General features: G+C 62.5%; 17 protein-coding genes and 1 tRNA gene. 10 read left to right on the top strand and 8 right to left on the bottom strand.

Going from position 1 to position 19,512, the window contains the following annotated elements; genetic code table 11:
- The first annotated feature begins 151 nt into the window (after window positions 1-151).
- Window positions 152-361 (top strand): hypothetical protein, encoded by a 210-nt coding sequence (locus EN993_RS09065; protein ID WP_127262992.1) that lies wholly within the window; start codon window positions 152-154, stop codon window positions 359-361.
- A 154-nt stretch (window positions 362-515) separates the two neighbouring features.
- Here EN993_RS09065 and EN993_RS09060 read toward each other — a convergent pair.
- Together EN993_RS09060 and EN993_RS09055 are read right to left on the bottom strand one after the other, a co-directional pair.
- Window positions 516-590 (bottom strand) — tRNA-Val (locus tag EN993_RS09060).
- A gap of 194 nt (window positions 591-784) precedes the next feature.
- Window positions 785-1,147: a response regulator gene (locus EN993_RS09055; protein WP_006199474.1), complete on the bottom strand. Its 363-nt coding sequence runs from the start codon at window positions 1,145-1,147 to the stop codon at window positions 785-787.
- Window positions 1,148-1,309: 162 nt separating this feature from the next.
- Here EN993_RS09055 and EN993_RS09050 point away from each other — a divergent pair, with 162 nt between their 5' ends.
- On the top strand, window positions 1,310-2,251 hold the full coding sequence (locus EN993_RS09050) for an N-formylglutamate amidohydrolase (RefSeq protein ID WP_109659253.1): 942 nt from the start codon (window positions 1,310-1,312) through the stop codon (window positions 2,249-2,251).
- 307 nt (window positions 2,252-2,558) lie between these two features.
- On the top strand, window positions 2,559-3,332 hold the full coding sequence (hisN, locus tag EN993_RS09045; RefSeq protein ID WP_127262991.1) for a histidinol-phosphatase: 774 nt from the start codon (window positions 2,559-2,561) through the stop codon (window positions 3,330-3,332).
- Between the two features lie 58 nt (window positions 3,333-3,390).
- On the opposite strand, the gene EN993_RS09040 is transcribed toward hisN, so the two are convergent.
- The 3 genes from EN993_RS09040 to EN993_RS36970 form a co-directional block, all read right to left on the bottom strand.
- A complete protein-coding gene (locus EN993_RS09040) occupies window positions 3,391-4,224 on the bottom strand; it encodes an AraC family transcriptional regulator (protein ID WP_127262990.1) in 834 nt (277 codons plus the stop codon).
- Window positions 4,225-4,331: 107 nt separating this feature from the next.
- Window positions 4,332-4,586 carry a DUF1127 domain-containing protein gene (locus EN993_RS09035; RefSeq protein ID WP_127262989.1) on the bottom strand — a complete coding sequence of 85 codons (255 nt, stop codon included), beginning with the start codon at window positions 4,584-4,586 and terminating at the stop codon, window positions 4,332-4,334.
- Window positions 4,587-4,589: 3 nt separating this feature from the next.
- Window positions 4,590-4,745 carry a hypothetical protein gene (locus EN993_RS36970; protein WP_164548773.1) on the bottom strand — a complete coding sequence of 52 codons (156 nt, stop codon included), beginning with the start codon at window positions 4,743-4,745 and terminating at the stop codon, window positions 4,590-4,592.
- A gap of 177 nt (window positions 4,746-4,922) precedes the next feature.
- Here EN993_RS36970 and EN993_RS09030 point away from each other — a divergent pair, with 177 nt between their 5' ends.
- Complete coding sequence (locus tag EN993_RS09030) at window positions 4,923-5,435, top strand: DUF1579 domain-containing protein (protein ID WP_127262988.1); 513 nt, start codon at window positions 4,923-4,925, stop codon at window positions 5,433-5,435.
- 18 nt (window positions 5,436-5,453) lie between these two features.
- Here the strand turns inward: EN993_RS09030 and EN993_RS09025 are convergent, their stop codons facing one another.
- A complete protein-coding gene (locus tag EN993_RS09025; protein ID WP_127262987.1) occupies window positions 5,454-6,431 on the bottom strand; it encodes an alpha/beta hydrolase in 978 nt (325 codons plus the stop codon).
- 479 nt (window positions 6,432-6,910) lie between these two features.
- Between EN993_RS09025 and EN993_RS09020 the strand changes: the two genes are divergently transcribed.
- The 4 genes from EN993_RS09020 to EN993_RS09005 all read left to right on the top strand — a co-directional run bounded on the left by EN993_RS09020 (window position 6,911) and on the right by EN993_RS09005 (window position 11,349).
- A complete protein-coding gene (locus EN993_RS09020; RefSeq protein WP_109659260.1) occupies window positions 6,911-7,378 on the top strand; it encodes an Hsp20 family protein in 468 nt (155 codons plus the stop codon).
- Window positions 7,379-7,704: 326 nt separating this feature from the next.
- Window positions 7,705-8,190 (top strand): spore coat U domain-containing protein, encoded by a 486-nt coding sequence (locus EN993_RS09015; RefSeq protein ID WP_109659262.1) that lies wholly within the window; start codon window positions 7,705-7,707, stop codon window positions 8,188-8,190.
- A gap of 43 nt (window positions 8,191-8,233) precedes the next feature.
- The gene (locus tag EN993_RS09010) at window positions 8,234-8,965 is read left to right on the top strand and encodes a molecular chaperone (RefSeq protein WP_206532357.1); all 732 of its coding nucleotides are present in this window, start codon (window positions 8,234-8,236) and stop codon (window positions 8,963-8,965) included.
- A 20-nt stretch (window positions 8,966-8,985) separates the two neighbouring features.
- Window positions 8,986-11,349 (top strand): fimbria/pilus outer membrane usher protein, encoded by a 2,364-nt coding sequence (locus EN993_RS09005; RefSeq protein WP_127262986.1) that lies wholly within the window; start codon window positions 8,986-8,988, stop codon window positions 11,347-11,349.
- 25 nt (window positions 11,350-11,374) lie between these two features.
- Here EN993_RS09005 and EN993_RS09000 read toward each other — a convergent pair whose 3' ends face one another.
- Window positions 11,375-12,391 (bottom strand): spore coat protein U domain-containing protein, encoded by a 1,017-nt coding sequence (locus EN993_RS09000; RefSeq protein ID WP_109659266.1) that lies wholly within the window; start codon window positions 12,389-12,391, stop codon window positions 11,375-11,377.
- A 12-nt stretch (window positions 12,392-12,403) separates the two neighbouring features.
- On the bottom strand, window positions 12,404-13,453 hold the full coding sequence (locus EN993_RS08995; RefSeq protein ID WP_126070355.1) for a low specificity L-threonine aldolase: 1,050 nt from the start codon (window positions 13,451-13,453) through the stop codon (window positions 12,404-12,406).
- Window positions 13,454-13,959: 506 nt separating this feature from the next.
- On the opposite strand from EN993_RS08995, the gene gltB reads away from it, so the two are divergent.
- Both gltB and EN993_RS08985 read left to right on the top strand, forming a co-directional pair.
- Complete coding sequence (gltB, locus tag EN993_RS08990) at window positions 13,960-18,696, top strand: glutamate synthase large subunit (RefSeq protein WP_109661229.1); 4,737 nt, start codon at window positions 13,960-13,962, stop codon at window positions 18,694-18,696.
- A gap of 142 nt (window positions 18,697-18,838) precedes the next feature.
- Window positions 18,839-19,512: glutamate synthase subunit beta (locus tag EN993_RS08985; protein WP_164757586.1), on the top strand; the 674-nt coding region annotated here is incomplete at its 3' end.

Here is a 19,512-nt window from a genome sequence, read left to right as displayed (position 1 = left end):
TGGCAAATGCCGCAGCATCGGCGATGTGCCTTATGGCGAAGGCAAGCTCGCAAAGATTTTCACGGGTGATCGCAATTTTCTTTTGAACCAATTTCTCCCGAGGCGCGACCAAGCGGTGTGTCCAAACATGGTCCATCCAGGAGAACGTCTCATGTTTACTGTTTCAAGAAACGTCCTTTTGGCCGCCATCGCCGTTTCGGTGCTGGCCGGCTGCAAGACAACCGCTCCCAGGGAATGCGACAAGCTGAAGCCTGGAGTGACCTACAACGGCAAATGCTGCGGTATCGGCGAGCCTTGTCGCGAAGGCAAGGGCCGCACGCCGGACAGGCCGGGAAATACACCCGATCCAGAGCCGCAATGATCTGATCGACTGTGGCCTGTTCCGGTCAACGCCGGGACGGGCGCGTTGCGCTCGAAAAGCTCGCCAATATCCAGCTTCCCTTGGGGCGAACGAAATCGTCCAACTCTGGCGAGCCGGCCAGGATGTCGATCTAAGTCTAATTGTCTGGATTGGATGGTGGGCGTGACAGGGATTGAACCTGTGACCCCTGCAATGTCAATGCAGTGCTCTCCCGCTGAGCTACACGCCCATCCGAAGCCGCGCATACACCATTTTTGATCCAGCGCGTCAATAGCAGGAAAAAGGAAAGAAGGCGTCGTCTCGCCGCAGCGGCGAACAGGCACTGATCCTAAAGCGCACCGCGCTTTAGGTCTTTGTTTCATTCATGTCGTTTTCCCAAAACCGGGATCGCTTTTGGGCGACATGTATTGGCTTGGAAGCGGCTCAGGCCGCCTGCAGCATCTTCTCGACCTCGTTGACGAGGTCGCGCAGGTGGAACGGCTTCGATAGCACCTTGGCGTCTTTCGGCGCCTTGGAATCCGGATTCAGCGCAACGGCGGCGAAACCGGTGATGAACATGACTTTCAAATCAGGATCGATCTCGGTGGCGCGCCGCGCCAGTTCGATGCCGTCCATCTCCGGCATGACGATGTCGGTCAACAGCAGCGAGAACGGCTCCTCGCGCAGCCGCTCATAGGCGCTGGCGCCATTGTCGAAATCGCTGACCTGGTAACCGGCGCGCTCCAGCGCCTTGACGAGGAACCGACGCATATCGTCGTCGTCTTCCGCCAGAAGAATGCGTGCCATGATATCCCGTCCGAATCACCCGCCCGAGATTGCCGTTGGGCAAGCCCGTTAACCATCCTGTATATGAGGAGGTGAGGGTAAACATCAAGTGAACGACGACGGCGATGATCCATATTTGCCCGGCGGCGTGGCCGCTGAAATGCTGGACAGGCGGCCAGCAAGGTGGCACTTTCACATCATGATGCACTGGTGTTTTCGGGTTCGCTCAAATTGAAGACGGCAGCCGAGGATTTTTCGGTCTTTCCACCCTTCGAAATCCGGTCGGGCGCCGAGCAACGCGTCCCCTTCCTCTTCAACTCACCGCATAGCGGCCGCTACTATCCCGAACGCTTCCTTGCCATGGCAAGGCTGGACCGCAACGCCATCCGCCGGTCGGAAGACTGTTACGTCGATGAGCTGTTCGGCGGCGCCGTCGCGCTCGGCGCGCCGCTGCTGGCGGCGAATTTCCCGAGGGCCTATCTCGACGTCAACCGCGAGCCGTGGGAACTCGATCCGCGTATGTTCGCCGAGCCGGTGCCGTCCTTCTGCAACATCCGCTCGGCGCGGGTGGCGGGCGGGCTTGGCACGGTGCCGAAGCTGGTCGGCGAGGGGCTCGACATCTATTCCGGCCGCCTGCCGCTGGCCGAAGCGGTCGCCCGCATCGAGGCCGTCTACAAACCCTATCACGAGACGCTGAAACGGCTTTTGACCAGAACCCATGCGCGTTTCGGCTTTGCCGTGCTGATCGACTGTCATTCGATGCCGGCGAGCATTCGTGTCGGCGACAGCGGCCTGCGGCCCGACTTCATCATCGGCGACCGTTTCGGCATCTCGGCCACCGCCGCCCTGACCGACACCGCGATCGGCCTGCTCACCGCCATGGGCTATACGGTTGCCCACAACAAACCCTATGCCGGCGGCTTCATCACCGAACACTATGGTCGCCCGGCGCGCCATCTGCATGCGCTGCAGATCGAGGTCAATCGCGGGCTCTACATGAACGAGCGGACATTCGAGAAGGCCGCCGGCTTCGACGCGCTGGCCGACGATCTGACGCGATTTTCAGCCGACCTGATGTCGATGCCCGACCACCATTTCATCGATCTGCCGCTGGCGGCGGAGTGAGTTGGAAATCGCTGCGTAAAAAAAGACCGCATCGTTTGCACGATACGGTCGAAGTCTAGGGAGGAAACGCCCAAGGAGGGCATGGACAGGAGAACCTGTCCGAGGTCGAGGGTATTGTGCGCTGCACAAATGTCAAGCGACCTTCAGGCTTTTTTAATTCACTCTGATGTGGAAATTGCGTTTCGATGATGCTGTCGTGTCATTTTGGCAACATCTAACGCAGCGGATAAATCGATAAACACCCTTGTTTTGGGACGGAAGTGGCGGCAAAGCCCGGCTCGGGCATGCTGCAATGCAGGAGAATCAGTTGGACGTCAGCATCGATTTCATGCGTCGCATCGCGCAGGCGGCGGCGGCGGAGACCTTGCCGCGCTTTCGCAGCCAGGGCGCGGTTGCCAACAAGGAGAAGGGCAGTTTCGACCCGGTCACCGAGGCCGATCGCGAGGCCGAGCGCGCCATCCGTGCGCTGATATCGGCCGAGTATCCCGACCATGGCATTCTGGGCGAGGAGCACGGCAGCGAGAACATTTCGAGCCGGCATGTCTGGGTGATCGACCCGATCGACGGCACGCGCGCCTTCATCTCCGGACTGCCGGTGTGGGGAACTCTGGTCGGGCTGACGGTCGATGGCGACGCTGTTGCCGGCATGATGGCGCAGCCCTTCACCGGTGAGCTGTTCTACGCCAACGCCTCGGGTTCCCACTATGAAGGGCCGGGCGGGCCACGCAAGCTTTCGACGCGCAAGATGACCAATCTCGCTGAAGCGACGCTGTTCACCACCACGCCGGCGCTGTACAAGGGCGCGGCGCGCGAGCGTTACGACCAGTTGGAGAAGCAGGTCCAGCTCGCCCGTTACGGCGCCGATTGTTATGCCTTCGCCATGATCGCCTCAGGAAGCGTCGACATCGTCGCCGATCCCGGGTTGAAGCCCTATGACATCGTGGCGCTGATCCCGATCATCGAGAAGGCCGGTGGTGTCGTCACCACATTCGATGGCGGGCCGGCGGAGAAGGGCGGCGACGTGCTCGCCGCAGCAACGCCGGAGCTTCACGCAGCCGCCATGGCTGCCTTGCGCGGCTGATATCTCAGCGCTTTGTCTGACCAATTCGGACGAAATCCGCTCACTTTCCAGAAATGCGTCAGCGCGACCTTATCGAACGCTGGAATTCCGCTGGCGTGCGGCCGTAAACCTGTCTGAAGGCGGAACTGAAATGGCTGTGGCTGGAGAAGCCCAGGTCCATGCCAAGCGTGATCAGATTGTCGTAGCTGCCCAGCAGGTCGAGCGCGCGCGCCAGCCGCAGCCGCAGATGGTAGCGATAGAGCGGCATGGCCTCGACCTGCTGGAACACCTGCGTGAGATAGACCGGCGAGACGCCAACCTCGGTGGCGATTTCGGCCAGCGTCCAGCGTCGTGACAGATCCGAAGACAGCACAAGCTTGGCGCGGTCGACCAGCTTCTGCCGCCCAGCACTGGCGCCGGCGACATGCGAGGTCCGCTCGCCAAGAGAGCGCCGCACCAGCGTCAGCGCCAGGGTTTCGGCCTCGAGCGTTTCGGCGATTTTGCGGCTCAGGCTGTGGCGCAGCAAAGCCACCAAAGCCTGCGCCCGCGGGTCGATGCGCCGGCGCTGACGGCGAAAGGCCGGAGCGGCGCCGCCGGTGCGCAACTGTTCCTTCGGCGTAAGTTCAAGCAGCTGAGCCTCCTCGACGACGAGATCGAGACAGGAATCGCCGCCCTCGACGGGATGGCTGATTTGATAGGCTTCCGCCTCGTTGAAAAACAGCAACTGGTTGGCCTCGGCAACGGCATCCTGGCGGCCGACATGGCGCACGAAAACGCCGCGGTAGGGAAACACTAGGTGCGTGGCCGACGTGCACTCTTCTTCGCTCCGGTGCCGGCATTCGCCGCTGCAGACAACGTCGCGCACCCTGACGGTGCCGGTGTCGAGAAGCGGCTGCACCGTGAATTGCGACATGGCCGTTGCGATCTTCCCTTTGCGCCGGAACATTGTTCCGGCATTGCAGGGCATTCTACGCAATCGGTCGCCCATTCCTGTCAGGAGACTTCCCGACAGGCCGTTCCTCAATCCCACAACCGGCGGATGGATTCAGAGTAGGCTTCGCTTCGCGACAGGCCGATGTCCTTGAGCTGGTCGTCGGTCATTTCGAGCAGAGCGCGGCGGCTTCGGCGCCTTTCCATCTGGCGGCTGATCCAGCCAGCGGCCACAATGAAGTGTGCACCCAGGGACTGCCGCATGGTCGCGGTGCGGATTGTCGGCGCCCGTGCCGGGACAGGGCCGGCCAGGCATTGCGCCGCTGCTGTATGGTCGGGGCGCATCGCTCAGTCCTCCCTAGTGCCGGCTGCGGAGGCGCCGGCTTCGTTCAGCGCTTGCGCGCATTCCTCGCAGCAGACTTCGACGGTCTTGCCGCCGACCTTGACGCGGATCGGGTTGGCGTCCAGCTGGCAATCGCAGGCGGCGCAGGTGTTCTCGGTCATGATCTCATCTCCATGGCGTTCAGTTCGACGCGGGCAGATGAGCATTCCGCAGCGATGCGGGCTGTCAGAATCTTTAGCACTTTGCGTGCCGCGGGCGCTGGTTGGCTCACGCAACTGACAACAGGGTGTCAGTAGGCACCGGCTATGGAAGGGTCATTGCCAGAGGGAGAACCAGACATGCCGACGCACTCAACAACCAGCCGCGCCCATGACATTCCGGCGGACGGCCGCAGCGATTTCAACTTCTTCTTCGGCAATTGGGATGTCAGCCATCGAAGGCTGCAAAGACGCCTGGCGGGCGACACCAACTGGGACGTATTCGGCGGTACATGCGGGGTGCGTCCGCTGCTCGGCGGCCTCGGCAACGTCGACGACAATGTGATCGAGCTGCCGGATGGCGCCTATCGTGCCGCCACGGTGCGGACCTTCGATCCGGCGACACGGCAATGGTCGATCTGGTGGATCGATGGCCGCACCCCCCTGACCATCGACGTGCCGGTGCGCGGCGCGTTCGTCGACGGCGCCGGCACGTTCCTGTGTGAGGACGTCTTCGACGGCCGGCCGATCCAGGTTCGTTTCCTCTGGTCGGAGATCGCGCAAAACACGGCGCGCTGGGAGCAGGCCTTTTCGCAGGATGGCGGCGCGACCTGGGAGACCAACTGGATCATGGAGTTTGCCCGCCGGCCATGAACCGGCGACCGGCGCCTATCAGGCAGTCGGGTCGTCGCTGCCGGGAATGAAGGCGTCGAAGGCGGCGAGCAACTGCTCGCGGTAGATGTCGGCTTCCTGCAGGATTTCATGACGTGCGCCGTCGATCATCAGCAGCGAGCCCAGCCGCAGACGCCTGGCGTAGGCTTCCACGGCCTTGGTCGAGACGACCTGATCGGCGCCGGCGGCGATGATCAGCATGGGAACCTGAATTCTTGCCATGAACTCGGGATCGCTGACGGCTTCGGAGGCTTTCGCGGCTTCCCGCAGCCAGCGGATCGTCGGACCGCCAAGCGCTAGTTGCGGATGTTCTTCGTAGAGCCGCGTGTTGCGCCGATAGCGTACCGGGTCAGACGTCAGCTTGTTGGTCTCGAAGGGGGCCGTCACCTTCGGCCGCGGACCCCAGGCGGCATAGAGCCGGCCGAGGCCGAGAGCGCAGAACAACGAGCAGACGCGGCGAACCGTCGATATCGAGACCGGCAGATCGGGCAGTGTCAGGAAGGGCGCGATCAGCACCATGCGCCGCACGCGGTTCACCATGGACGGCGCGGCAAGCAGCGTGATCGTGGCGCCGGCAGAGTGGGCGAGGATGTAGTACGGGCCGCGGCAATCGGGCAGCACGATCTCCTCGAAAAATTGTTCGAGGTCTGCCGTATAGTCGCGGAAGCTCCTGACATAGCCGCGCTGGCGATCGCGGATCAGCCGGTCGGAATCGCCCTGGCCGCGCCAGTCGAGGGTGGCGACGCCGAAGCCGCGATCGGCAAGGTTGCGGATGGTTTCGAAATATTTCTCGATGCACTCGTTGCGGCCCGACAGGAGCACCACGGTGCCCTTCATCGGGCGAGCGACCGCGCCGAACAGGCCGTAGCGGATATTCTTGCGGTCACGCGTCGTGAAGAAGCCGCCGGTGGCGTTTTCCGGCCGCGGATTGCCCTCAATTTCGTGAAAAAGGGAGTTCTCGGTGAAAAGATCCGTCATTCGGCGCTTCGTGCTCGGCGTCTCGCATGCCCGCCTGCGCTGGCCGGCTCCGCTAAGGTGATAGACGCCCATGCGCCAAAAGCCAAGGAATTCCCGGTGACGGGAGGCTGCAACGGGGAAGGCCGGAAGCCGCTTGAAAGCGTGCTTCCGGCCTCTGTCGATCCGGGAGGAAGGGACGTTACACCCGGTTCGGCCTCGTTGCGGCGCTTGTTGTGCAATCGGCGCCGCCAATCCTTGATCCTGGAATGCACTCTAGCGCCGGCTGTCTGAACGCGCGCCGAAGCACCGGTTCATCTGCCGTTCATCAAGGGACCGGCCCCACGCCTTTTACCGCAAGGTGAAATCTTGAAATGCTTTCGAGCGCTCCCCAAATGTCTCATGCGGTCGCCAATGTCGGGGCCGCTGGTCCAGCCGAAACGCCGCTCAAGGGTTTCGCACCGGCCATACGCAAACCATGTTGCTCAACAGGAGAACACCTCATGCGTCACGTTGATTTTTCCCCGCTTTATCGCTCGACCGTCGGCTTCGACCGTCTCTTCACGATGCTGGATTCGCTTGCGCAGCCGGATGGCGCGCAGACCTATCCGCCCTACAACATCGAGCGCACCGGCGAGGATTCCTACCGCATCTCGATGGCGGTTGCCGGCTTCTCGGACGAGGAGATCTCGATCGAAGCCCATCGCAACGTGCTGACCGTGAAAGGTGAGCGCAAGGACGAGGGTACCGGCGAAGGGTCCGAACTGCTCTATCGCGGCATTGCCTCGAGGGCTTTTGAACGTCGCTTCCAGCTTGCCGACCACGTCGAAGTCGTCGGTGCTTCGCTGAAGAACGGCCTGCTCTTCGTCGATCTCAAGCGCAACATCCCTGAGGAACTGAAGCCGCGCAAGATCGCCATTACGGCGTCTTCGGCCAAAGCCAAGCAGATCGAGGCCAAGACCGCCAACTAGACCAATAGCCTCCCAACGCAAGGCGGCGCCGAAAGGCGCCGCCTGACTGGTTCCAACCCCTCGATTTTGGCTGCGGTCGAAAACGAGGGGTTTTTGATTCCGGTTTGCCATCCGAACCCGGCGTTGCGTGAATGCCGTCGATACGCAAGGTCCGCTCTGCCTCTGCTGCCCATCAGCGGCTCCTCTATCTTTCTTTAGCTTGTTCTAAATAATCAATTACTTATTAACCATGCTCGAACATATTCCAGTTCGGCTCGTTCACGGCTTCGCAGCGTCCAACCCCGCCTCGCCTTCTCACTGAAACACTGGAAAAGGACCCTCTTCGAATGTGGCGCAAAACAGCAGCGTGCCTGGCCATCTCAGCGCTTTTCAGCGGTGAGGCAAGCGCTACGACGACGACAACAAACATGACCGTGCAGATGACCATCACCGCATCCTGCACGATCAGCAGCGCTTCGACGCTGAACTTCGGTTCATCGGGCGTCATTGCGGCCAATGTCGACCAGACGTCGACGGTCCAGGTTCAGTGCACGAACACCACCCCGTACAACATTGGTCTGGACGCCGGCACTGGTTCGGGCGCGACGGTTGCGGCGCGCAAGATGACCAATGGCGCCTCGACGATCACCTATTCACTCTACAGCGACAGCGGCAGAACGACCGTTTGGGGCAGCACAATCGGAACCAACACGGTTTCGGCGACGGGCACCGGTTCTGCCCAGAGCTTTACCGTATATGGACGCGTGCCGACGCAGTCCACGCCTGCGCCAGCAGCCTATACGGACACGGTAACGGTCACGGTGACCTATTAGGATTAGGCTGTCACTTGGCGGTCGGCATTTGGGGGAGCGGGAAATGAGCTGGACAAAGCTGGCTTGGATTTTGGCGGGAGCACTGCTTTTCAGCGGTGCGCCGGTATGGGCGGAGTCCCTCCAGGTGCAACCCGCCCTCGTCGACGTCGTGGCTCCCGGTGCATCGTCGACCATCACGCTTCGCAACGAAGGACCGACGCCGACCAATGTGCAGATTCGTGTTTTTCGCTGGACGCAAGTGAATGGCAACGAATCCCTGACGCCGACGGAGGATGTCGTTGCCTCGCCTCCCGCCGTCACGCTCGTGCCTGGCGCCGACTATGTCGTACGCATCGTGCGCGTGACGAAGCGGCCCATAGCGGCCGAGGAAGCCTATCGTCTTCTGGTGGACGAACTTCCTGATGCCAACCGCACAAGGACCGGCACCGTGAGACTGCTGATTCGCCATTCTATTCCGGTCTTTTTCAGCTCTCCACAAAAAACGCCGCCGGCCGTCGACTGGACTGTCTCGAGGCAGGCCGGGCGGCTGATCGTTTCGGCCCGAAACAAGGGCGGTATGCGCCTGCGCATCTCCGCACTTTCGCTGCGTGACGCAGGTGGACACAAGATCTCATTCGGGGGCGGGCTCGTCGGATATGCGCTCGGCCAGTCGGCAATGCATTGGACGGCACCAGCCGGCGGGCGCAAATTTGCCGCCAAGGGATCGGTCTCGATCTCCGGCCAAGGCAATGATGGCACGATCAACGCCGTTGCGCCGGTTGTCGCTGCACCGTGAATGCGGCTTGCCTGCTGGCAATGTCGACACTGGCCGCCGCGCTGACACTATCCAATCAGGCTTCGGGGGCGGTCCAGCAGCTTCAGCTCGAAGTCTTCATCAACGGCGCTCCAACCAATCAGATCGCGGCATTCGTATCTACCGACGGGCGGCATCTGGGCGCAAAGCCGGATGAGTTGCGGGACTTGGGACTGGATCCGGGCAAGGGCCGATCCAACGCCGCAACCATCATGCTCGACAATATCAAGGGGTTGGCTTACCGCTACGAGGTGGCGGAGCAGCGCATTTTCCTGACCATCGGCAATGGCTTGCGCGGGACAATGTCATATGACGCGGCGCCGGATCACGAGGCATCGCCGGATATTCAGGCAGGGTTCGGCGGTGTCCTCAACTACAATCTGTTCGCGGCGTCGCGGCAGGAGCCCGGCGCAAGCGGCTTCTCCTTCAGCGGTGTTTCCACAACCCTCGACGCGAGGGCCTTTTCGCCGGTTGGCACGTTCGGCCAGTCGGCGATCCTGCGGCTGGCGGACAATGGACGCACCGATGCATTGAGGCTCGACACCGCCTATACCTATTCGGACCCGGCGACGCTGACGACATATCAGGCTGGCGATGCGATTTCCGGCGGCTTTGCCTGGACCCGGCCGATACGCATTGGCGGGCTTCAGGCGCGCCGCAATTTCGGGCTTCGAGCGGACCTCATCACGCAGCCGCTTGCCTCGGTGAGCGGCAGCGCGGCAGTGCCGTCGACGGTCGACGTCTATGTCAACGACCTGAAGACCTATTCGCACACGGTTGACACGGGTCCGTTCCAGATCACCGACATTCCAGTCACCACGGGTGGCGGCGAGGCACTTGTCGTGCTGCGCGATGCGGCCGGCCATGAGACGCGCACGAGCGTACCGTTCTACGCCTCGCCCAGCCTGCTAAAGCCAGGCCTCTTCGACTTCTCGCTGGAGGCCGGCCTGCCCAGGCACGGCTATGCGACGACGTCGGATGCCTATGCCGCCAATCAGCCTGTCATATCGGCAAGCCTGAGAAAGGGTATCTACGACTGGCTGACGCTGGAAAGCCACGCTGAGGCCGGCAAGGATCTGGTCAATGGCGGGCTCGGCATGGCGGTGCGCACCGGCTCGCTAGGCATCGCCTCGTTCGCGCTGGCTGGCAGCCGCAGCGAAGCGGGCAATGGCCTGCAGTCCTATGCCTCATTCGAGATCAGGGTCCGGACCCTCAGCATCAATGCCAGTTCGCAGATGACCTTCGGTTCTTATGACGATCTCGCCTCGGTGACCGATCGGCTTCAGGACGGCGGAACGGCCGGTCACGCCTTCCTCAATCTGCTGTCATTCGATCCAGGCGCCGCTGATGCTTCGTCCCGATCCAGGCCCCCGAAGATGGTCAACAGCATTTCCGTCGGAACCCCGTTGTCTTTCGACAGCGGCAGCATCAGCGCAAGCTACATCGATCTGACACCGGCCTGCGGCGAAAGCTCCAGGATACTCACCGCCTCCTATTCGCGAACGCTGCCTTTCGGCTATCTCAATGCCACCGCGTTCGCCGAACTTGGCGGGCGACGCAACGCCGGCCTCTTCGCCGGGCTGTCGATCCCGATCGGCGGCGATACAATGGCATCGACGGCCATTTCCGCCGCCAGGGGCAGGTTCGACGTGATCGCCGACGTGAGCAAGCCGCTCGGCGAGGAACCGGGAAGCCTTGGCTGGCGGGCCAGCGTCACCCAAGGCCGATCCGCGGAGGGCTCCGCGGCGGTCTCTTATCGTTCTTCCCACGGGCGTGCCGACGCCGACGTCGCCCGTTCGAACTCCGGCACCACGGCGACAGCCCAGTTCGACGGGGCGATCGCAACGATGGGATCCGGCATCTTCCTGACAGACCGGATCGACGACAGTTTCGCCGTCATCGAAACAGGCTTGCCGAATGTCGGCGTGCTCTACGAAAACCGACCGTCGGGCGTCACCGATGCAAAGGGCCGGCTGCTGCTGCCGCGCCTGCGCTCCTATCAGAGAAACAAGATCGCCATCGACACGACCAACCTGCCCGTCGACGCCGACGTCGCGACAACGCAGGACGTCATCGCGCCAGCCGACCGGGCTGGAGTTCGGGTCGATTTCCGGGTTCGCACGAATGTGGACGCGGCCGTCCTCATCCTGTCGGGGCCTGATGGACAGCCGCTCGAGGCCGGGTCGCATGGCACGATCAATGGTAATCAGGACTTCGTCATCGGCTATGACGGGCGCGCCTATGTGAAGGGACTGGCACGCGAGAACATCGTCGCAGCCGAAACCGCCAAGGGGTCGTGCCAGGCAGCGTTCGGCTACACGCCGAAAGCAAACGGGCAAGTGGTCATTCCGGTCGCTTGCCGCTGACATAGGGGCCGCCGCCTGTGGCCTGTCAGTAGGTGACCGTGACGACGATTGTATCGGTGTACGTTCCAGGCGCAGGCGTGGTCTGCGCAGGGGCGCGGGCGTATACGGTGTATGCTTGGTCCAGCCCGGTGCCGGTGCCGCTAGCGGTGTTGGTGCCGATCGTGTTTCCCCAGACGGTGGTCCTACCGGTGTCGCTGTAGAGCGAATAGGTCACAGTCCTGATGCCGCTCGTCATCTTCCTGCTGGCGACCGTGGCGCCGGATCCGGTTCCGGCGCCGAGCCCGATGTTGTAGGGGGTCGCGTCCGTGCATTGAACCGTGACCGAACCCGTCGAATCGGCATTCGATGCCAGCACGCCGACCGAGCCAAAATTCACGTTGGTGGCCGAAACGTTGCAGTTCGCGTTGATTGTCGCGGTCCAGGTGGAGCCGCTGGAGGTGGCTTGCCGGCTGCCTGTCGGGCACGCCGCGGCAGTCCTGTAGTCATAGGCGGCGGCGGGCGCGGTGGTCATGGTCCAGGTATATGATCCAGGTCCCGAGGTGGTCTGGTTGGAGAATACCCTGCCGTAAACCGTCAGCGTAGCATTGGCGCTGCCGGAGGAACCGAGGCCGAGATCGTAGGTCGTCCCGATGGGATAGAGGCCGTAGGCTGTCGTCGCCAGGCCCCACGATCCCCATATCGTCGTTCGCGTCGCATTGCTGTAGAGTTCATGCACCAGCCGCTCCGAGCCGGACGCCAGCCGGCGATTGCCGGCGGCGTTCGTCTGACCGGGTGACAGTTCGACGCACAGGCGCACCGTCTGGTTGGCCGTCCCGGTGCAATTGATCGAGAAGGTTGTCGTCGTATCGTCAGCCGCACCGCTCAGGATGTCCACCACGCCATACGATCCGTTGGCGGCCGTCATCGAACAGGTCTGGGACCAAGCGCCTTGCAGGCTGGAAGCGAGCAGTATCGTGACCAGCACCGCCCGCAACTGAGCCGTCCAGTGAAGCGAACGGCAAAACCGCCGATGTGTCCTCAAACCTGATCCGCTGTGTTCCATTGTCCCGGTCTATCAGGCAATCAGCTGGCCAAAGCGGTCGACATCTTCGGCCGTCGTCGCAAAGCTGGTGACGAAGCGATAGAGCAACTCGTCCTCGCCGATATGACCGTCAAAGCCATGCGGCTTGTGCCAGTCGTAGAAGGCGGCACCGGCTGCCTGCAGCTTTTCGGCTTCGGCCTTCTTGATCACCGCGAACACCTCGTTTGCCTGCGGCAGCCAGGCCAGCTTTGCCGTGGCCGAATCCTCGATCGCCGCGGCAAGGCGCGCGGCCATCGCGTTGGCGTGGCGGGCGGTATCCAGCCACAATCCGTCCTTGAAATAGGCCTCGAACTGCGCCGCGACGAAACGCGATTTCGAAAACAGCTGGGCGGCGCGCTTGCGCAGAAAGGCCAGCTCCTTGGCGCGGTCGAGATCGAACAGCACGATCGCTTCGGCGCACCAGCAGCCGTTCTTGGTGCCGCCGAAGGAGAGGATGTCGACGCCGCGTTTCCAGGTCATTTCGGCCGGTGTGGTCTCAAGCGCGACCAGCGCGTTGGCAAAGCGGGCGCCGTCCATGTGCAGGGGCACCGAATACTTCTTGGCAATCGCCGAGATCGTCTCGATCTCATTCAGCCCGTAGATGGTGCCGACCTCGGTCGACTGGGTTATCGAAACAGCCATCGGCCGTCCCCAATGGACGATTTCGGGCGCGAAACGGCCAATGGTCCTTTCCAGATTGTGCGGGTCGATCTTGCCCAGCGGGCCATCGATGTCATGCAGGCGCGAGCCGCCGGAAAAGTACACCGGCGCGCCGCATTCATCCTCGATGACATGCGATTCGCGGTGGGCGAAGGAAATGCCGCCCGGCTTGTTGTAAGTGGTCAGCGCCAGCGAGTTGGCGGCCGTGCCGGTGGCGACGAAGAACACCGCGACCTCGCGTTCGAAAATCTCGCTGAAGCGCTGATAGACGGCCTGGTCGAGCGCACCGTCGCCATAGGCAGTGGAAAAGCCGCCGGCCGCGGCCGACAGGCCGGCAACGATATCGGGATGGGCGCCTGCCCAGTTGTCGGAAGCGAAGAACATGCATTCTGCCTATGTCTTGGGAAATCGGGGTTCTGGGGAAATCAGCCGGAAGTTGACCGGTTTCACGTGCTGATCGCAAGGGGGCAGGCGCAGGAAAATCGGTAAAGCCAGCCAGCCGGCAAGGAAGAGGCCTGCGACTGAAGCTTACGTTCTTCCTCAACTTCACGACATTTTCTGTCGCGAAAGGCCCAAGTTTTTTGTGAATCGGTCTTGTGTGCGTCCGGGATTTCTGTCATAAAAATTTAGGACAGTAGTGCTGTCTTATTTTGTCGCACAAAACAAGCCGGATTGGCGTATCATTTGGGCCTCTCCGGCTGTTGCCGCGAGCGACAGGTGGACGGCCAGACTGTTGCCAGTAGGAATACCTCTGGCCTGTACGAATACGAACCATGCGGAAAGTCGCCTGGTTCGGCAAGGATTTCGCAAGACGTGCCGCAAGGATCAGGGTGAGCCAAGTGCTTGCCGAGGCAAACCAGCGCCCGAAGGGCTGGAATGGAGGACAGGAGATGACGGACATGACGCACTCTGCGACGAACGGCCAGGCCGCGCAGACGAAAGCGGCAACCGTCAAAAACACCTTGCGATCCAATATCGGCCGAACCGCCAACGGCTTTTCCGCCCAGGGCCTTTACGATCCGCGCAACGAGCATGACGCCTGCGGCGTCGGCTTCATCGTCAACATGAAGGGCGTGAAGTCGCATCAGATCGTCAAGGACGGGCTGGCCGTGCTCGAAAACCTGACGCATCGCGGCGCCGTCGGCGCCGATCCGCTGGTCGGCGATGGCGCCGGCGTGCTGGTGCAGCTTCCCGACCGTTTCTTCCGCGAAGAGATGGCAGCCCAGGGCATCGACCTGCCGCCGGTGGGTCAGTACGGCGTCGGACACTGGTTCATGCCGCAGGACGCGGCGCTCCGCGCCCATATCGAGGACATCATTGCCGAATCGGCGCAATCCGAGGGGCTTCCGCTCATCGGTTTCCGTGACGTGCCCGTCGACAATTCGTCGCTGTCGAAGGCGCCTGACATCGTGGCATCCGAGCCGTCCCATCGGCAGATATTCATCGGCCGCACGCCAGACATTACCGATGACGAGGAGTATGAGGCCAGGCTCTATCTGCTGCGCAAGGTCATATCGGGTCGCATCTATGCCGAGAACGACAACAAGGACATCGGCGCCTATTGCGTGTCGCTGTCGGCGCGCACCATCGTCTACAAGGGCATGTTCCTGGCCTATCAGGTCGGTGCCTACTACAAGGACCTGATCGATCCGCGCTTCGAAACCGCGCTGATTCTCGTCCACCAGCGCTTCTCGACCAACACGTTTCCGTCGTGGAAGCTGGCGCATCCCTACCGCATGGTCGCCCACAATGGCGAGATCAACACCGTGCGCGGCAACAACAACTGGATGGCGGCGCGGCAGGCTTCGGTCGATTCCGAATTGTTCGGCAACAACATCTCGAAGCTTTGGCCAATTTCCTACGACGGTCAGTCCGACACCGCCTGCTTCGACAATGCGCTCGAGTTCCTGTTCCAGGGCGGGTACAGCCTCAGCCACGCCATGATGATGCTGATCCCGGAAGCCTGGGCCGGCAACAAGCTCATGGATGCCGATCGCAAGGCGTTCTACGAATACCATGCAGCACTTATGGAGCCGTGGGATGGACCGGCGGCGGTGGTCTTCACTGATGGCCGCCAGATCGGCGCCACGCTCGACCGCAACGGACTGCGCCCGGCGCGCTATATCGTCACCGACGACGACCGCGTCATCATGGCCTCGGAGGCCGGCGTGCTGCCGGTGCCGGAGGAGAAGATCGTCAAGAAGTGGCGGCTGCAGCCCGGCCGGATGCTTCTGATCGACCTGGAGAAGGGGCGCATCGTCTCCGACGAGGAGCTCAAGTCGGAGATCGCGACCAAGCATCCCTACAAGACCTGGCTCGCCAACACGCAGCTCATCCTAGAAGATCTGAAGCCGGTCGAACCACGCGCGCTGCGCAAGGATGTCAGCCTGCTCGATCGCCAGCAGGCGTTCGGCTACAGCCAGGAAGACACCAAGCTCTTGATGTCGCCGATGGCGACGACGGGCCAGGAAGCGGTGGGCTCGATGGGCACCGACACGCCGATCTCGGCGATGTCGGACAAGTCGAAGCTGCTCTACACATATTTCAAGCAGAACTTCGCCCAGGTCACCAACCCGCCGATCGATCCGATCCGCGAGGAGCTGGTGATGAGCCTGGTGTCCTTCATCGGGCCGCGGCCAAACATCTTCGACCTGGTCGGCAATTCGCGCCGCAAGCGGCTTGAGGTGCGCCAGCCTATCCTGACCAATGGCGATCTCGAAAAGATCCGTTCCATCGGCCACACCGAGGACCGCTTCGACACCAAGACGATCGACATCACCTATGGCTCCGCCGAAGGGGCCGCAGGCATGCAGGGCGCCATCGACCGCCTGTGCGAGCGGGCGGAGGCGGCGGTCGCCGGCGGTTACAACATCATCATCCTGTCCGACCGCCAGGTTGGGCCGGACCGCATTGCCATCCCGGCGCTGCTCGCGACGGCGGCAGTGCATCATCACCTGATCCGCAAGGGGCTGCGCACCTCGGTCGGCCTCGTCGTCGAATCCGGCGAGCCGCGCGAAGTGCATCATTTCTGCTGTCTTGCCGGCTATGGCGCCGAGGCGATCAACCCTTACCTCGCCTTCGACACGCTGCTCGACATGCACAAGCGCGGCGAACTGCCGAAAGAGGTGGACGCTTACGAAGTCGTCTCGCGCTACATCAAGTCGATCGGCAAGGGCATTCTCAAGGTGATGTCCAAGATGGGCATCTCGACCTACCAGTCCTATTGCGGCGCGCAGATTTTCGATGCGATCGGGCTGAAGACCGATTTCGTGCAGCAATATTTCACCGGCACCGCGACGCTCATCGAAGGCGTCGGGCTGGACGAGATCGCGACGGAGACGCTCAGCCGCCACAATGACGGTTTCGGCAACGACCCTGTGCTGCGCAACAGCCTGGAGGTCGGCGGCGAATACATGTTCCGCATGCGCGGCGAGGCGCATATCTGGTCGCCCGATGCGGTCGCCACCTTGCAGCATGCCGTGCGCCAGGGATCGTGGGAAACGTTCAAGGACTATTCCGCCCAGATCGACAGCGAGACGGCGCGCGCCCAGACCATTCGTGGCCTGTTCAGGCTCAAGCTGGCTGAGGAAACCGGCCGCGAGAAGGTCGCGCTCGACGACGTCATGTCGGCGGCCGACATAGTCAAGCGGTTCTCGACCGGGGCGATGTCGTTCGGCTCGATCTCACGCGAAGCGCACACCACACTGGCGCGCGCGATGAACCAGATTGGCGGCAAGTCGAACACCGGCGAGGGCGGCGAAGAGGCCGACCGCTATCTGCCTCTGCCCGGCGGCGGCAAGAACCCGGAACGCTCGGCGATCAAGCAGATCGCCTCTGGGCGCTTCGGCGTCACGGCCGAATACCTGGTCAATTCCGACATGATGCAGATCAAGGTGGCGCAGGGTGCCAAGCCCGGCGAGGGCGGCCAGCTGCCCGGCCACAAGGTCGACGCGACCATCGCCAAGGTCCGGCATTCGACGCCGGGCGTCGGCCTGATCTCGCCGCCGCCGCACCACGACATCTATTCGATCGAGGATCTGGCGCAGCTGATCTACGATCTGAAGAACGTCAATCCGGCGGCCGACGTGTCGGTCAAGCTGGTGTCGGAAGTCGGTGTCGGCACGGTTGCGGCGGGCGTCGCCAAGGCACGCGCCGACCACATCACCATCTCGGGCTATGATGGCGGCACCGGTGCTTCGCCGCTGACCTCGCTCAAGCATGCCGGCAGCCCGTGGGAAATGGGCCTTGCGGAGACGCACCAGACGCTGGTGCTGAACGGCTTGCGGTCGCGCGTTGCGCTGCAGGTCGATGGCGGCTTGCGCACCGGCCGCGACGTCATCATAGGTGCGCTGCTCGGCGCCGACGAGTTCGGCTTCTCGACCGCGCCGCTGATCGCGGCCGGCTGCATCATGATGCGCAAGTGCCATCTCAACACCTGCCCGGTCGGCGTTGCGACGCAGGATCCGGTGCTGCGCAAGCGCTTCAAGGGTACGCCCGAGCATGTCATCAACTTCTTCTTCTACGTGGCGGAAGAGGTTCGCGGTCTGCTTGCCGAGATGGGTTACACCCATATCGACCAGATCATCGGCGACACCGATCTCTTGGAAAAGCGCGACCTGATCGTGCACTGGAAGGCGCGCGGGCTCGATTTCTCCAAGATGTTCTTCAAGCCGGATGCGCCGCATGAAGCGGTGCACTGGACCGAGCGGCAGAAGCACCCGATCGACGACGTGCTCGACCGCAAGCTGATCGAACTGGCAAAGCCGGCGCTCGAAAGCAAGCAACCGGTCAAGATCGAGGTCGACATCCGCAATGTCGACCGCTCCACCGGCGCCATGCTGTCGGGCGAAGTGGCCAAGCGCTTCAAGCACAAGGGCCTGCGCGAGGATACGATCTCGGTGAAGTTGACCGGCACCGCCGGCCAGTCCTTTGGTGCGTTCCTGGCGCGCGGCATCTCGTTCGAGCTTGTCGGCGCTGGCAACGACTATGTAGGCAAGGGCCTGTCGGGCGGGCGCATCGTCATCCGGCCGCCGGAAGAGGCCAAGATCGTCGCGGCGGAGTCCATCATCGTCGGCAATACGGTGCTCTATGGCGCGACCGAGGGTGAGGCCTACTTCGCCGGCGTCGCCGGCGAACGTTTCGCCGTGCGCAACTCGGGCGTGGCCGCCGTCGTCGAAGGCGTTGGCGATCATGGCTGCGAGTACATGACCGGCGGCATCGTCGTCGTCATCGGCAAGACCGGCCGCAACTTCGCCGCCGGCATGTCGGGCGGCGTGGCCTATGTACTCGACGAGGCGGGCGATTTCGCCGAGCGCTGCAACATGGCGATGGTCGAGCTGGAACCGGTTCCGGAAGAAGACGATTTGATGGAGAGATTGTTGCACCATGGCGGCGACCTCGACCACAAGGGCCGCGTCGACGTCTCCGGCGACATGACCAGCCATGACGAGGAGCGGCTCTACCAGCTGATCTCGAACCATGTGCATTACACCGGATCGGTACGTGGTCGCGAGATTCTCGACGACTGGACGACGTTCCGGCCGAAGTTCCGCAAGATCATGCCGGTCGAATACCGCCGCGCTTTGATCGAGATGGAACGCATGCGCATGGGCGTCGCGGCGGAATAGGCTTTTGCAATTGCCGGGGTGCCCAGGCTTCCCGGCCTATCTTCATCGACAGTTTGACCTCGGGCGCAAGGTTGCCATGGCTGCCTCAAGAGGTTAACGGGTGCGGCGAAAACCGCACCATCTGGACAGCAGGAACTGGACTATGGGCAAGGTAACAGGCTTTCTCGAAATCGACCGGCAGGTGCATAAGTACCAGCCGGCCTCCGATCGCATCCGGCATTTCCGTGAATTCACGCTGCCGATGTCGGACAAGGAGGTTGAGAAACAGGCCGCGCGCTGCATGGATTGCGGCATTCCGTTCTGCCACGGGCCGACGGGATGCCCGATCCACAACCAGATTCCGGACTGGAACGACCTCGTCTACAATGGCGACTGGGACAACGCGATCCGGAACTTGCATTCGACCAACAATTTCCCGGAGTTCACCGGCCGCATCTGCCCCGCACCCTGCGAGGAAGCCTGCACGCTGAACCTCGAGGACATTCCCGTCGCCATCAAGACGGTCGAGCAGGCGATTGCCGACAAGGCCTATGAAACCGGCCACATCAGGCCCTATCCGCCGGAGAAGAAGACCGGCAAGCGGGTCGCCATCATCGGCTCCGGCCCTGCCGGCATGGCGGCTGCCCAGCAGCTTGGCCGCGCTGGCCACGACGTCCATGTCTACGAGCGCGAGAGCCGGCCTGGCGGGCTGATGCGTTACGGCATTCCCGACTTCAAGATCGAGAAGCACTATATCGACCGGCGCATCGAGCAGATGCAGGGCGAGGGCGTGACCTTCCATTGCGGCGTCAATGTCGGCGTCGACAAGCCGGTTGC

The sequence above is a fragment of the Mesorhizobium sp. M7D.F.Ca.US.004.01.2.1 genome (assembly GCF_003997785.1).
GTDB lineage: Bacteria > Pseudomonadota > Alphaproteobacteria > Rhizobiales > Rhizobiaceae > Mesorhizobium > Mesorhizobium loti.
Note: the sequence above shows the minus strand (reverse complement) of the source record. Positions and strands in the feature narration are given on the sequence as shown.

Bases quoted from the DNA above. Each gene is read 5' to 3' on its own strand.
- EN993_RS09005 (WP_127262986.1), top strand. From the start codon at position 8,986: ATGTCGACACTGGCCGCCGCGCTGACACTATCCAATCAGGCTTCGGGG.
- EN993_RS36970 (WP_164548773.1), bottom strand. From the start codon at position 4,745: ATGACCGAGAACACCTGCGCCGCCTGCGATTGCCAGCTGGACGCCAAC.
- EN993_RS09065 (WP_127262992.1), top strand. From the start codon at position 152: ATGTTTACTGTTTCAAGAAACGTCCTTTTGGCCGCCATCGCCGTTTCG.
- EN993_RS09020 (WP_109659260.1), top strand. From the start codon at position 6,911: ATGCGTCACGTTGATTTTTCCCCGCTTTATCGCTCGACCGTCGGCTTC.
- EN993_RS08995 (WP_126070355.1), bottom strand. From the start codon at position 13,453: ATGTTCTTCGCTTCCGACAACTGGGCAGGCGCCCATCCCGATATCGTT.
- EN993_RS09025 (WP_127262987.1), bottom strand. From the start codon at position 6,431: ATGACGGATCTTTTCACCGAGAACTCCCTTTTTCACGAAATTGAGGGC.
- EN993_RS09055 (WP_006199474.1), bottom strand. From the start codon at position 1,147: ATGGCACGCATTCTTCTGGCGGAAGACGACGACGATATGCGTCGGTTC.
- EN993_RS09035 (WP_127262989.1), bottom strand. From the start codon at position 4,586: ATGCGCCCCGACCATACAGCAGCGGCGCAATGCCTGGCCGGCCCTGTC.
- EN993_RS09015 (WP_109659262.1), top strand. From the start codon at position 7,705: ATGTGGCGCAAAACAGCAGCGTGCCTGGCCATCTCAGCGCTTTTCAGC.
- EN993_RS09010 (WP_206532357.1), top strand. From the start codon at position 8,234: ATGAGCTGGACAAAGCTGGCTTGGATTTTGGCGGGAGCACTGCTTTTC.
- EN993_RS09030 (WP_127262988.1), top strand. From the start codon at position 4,923: ATGCCGACGCACTCAACAACCAGCCGCGCCCATGACATTCCGGCGGAC.
- gltB (WP_109661229.1), top strand. From the start codon at position 13,960: ATGACGGACATGACGCACTCTGCGACGAACGGCCAGGCCGCGCAGACG.
- EN993_RS09040 (WP_127262990.1), bottom strand. From the start codon at position 4,224: ATGTCGCAATTCACGGTGCAGCCGCTTCTCGACACCGGCACCGTCAGG.
- EN993_RS09000 (WP_109659266.1), bottom strand. From the start codon at position 12,391: ATGGAACACAGCGGATCAGGTTTGAGGACACATCGGCGGTTTTGCCGT.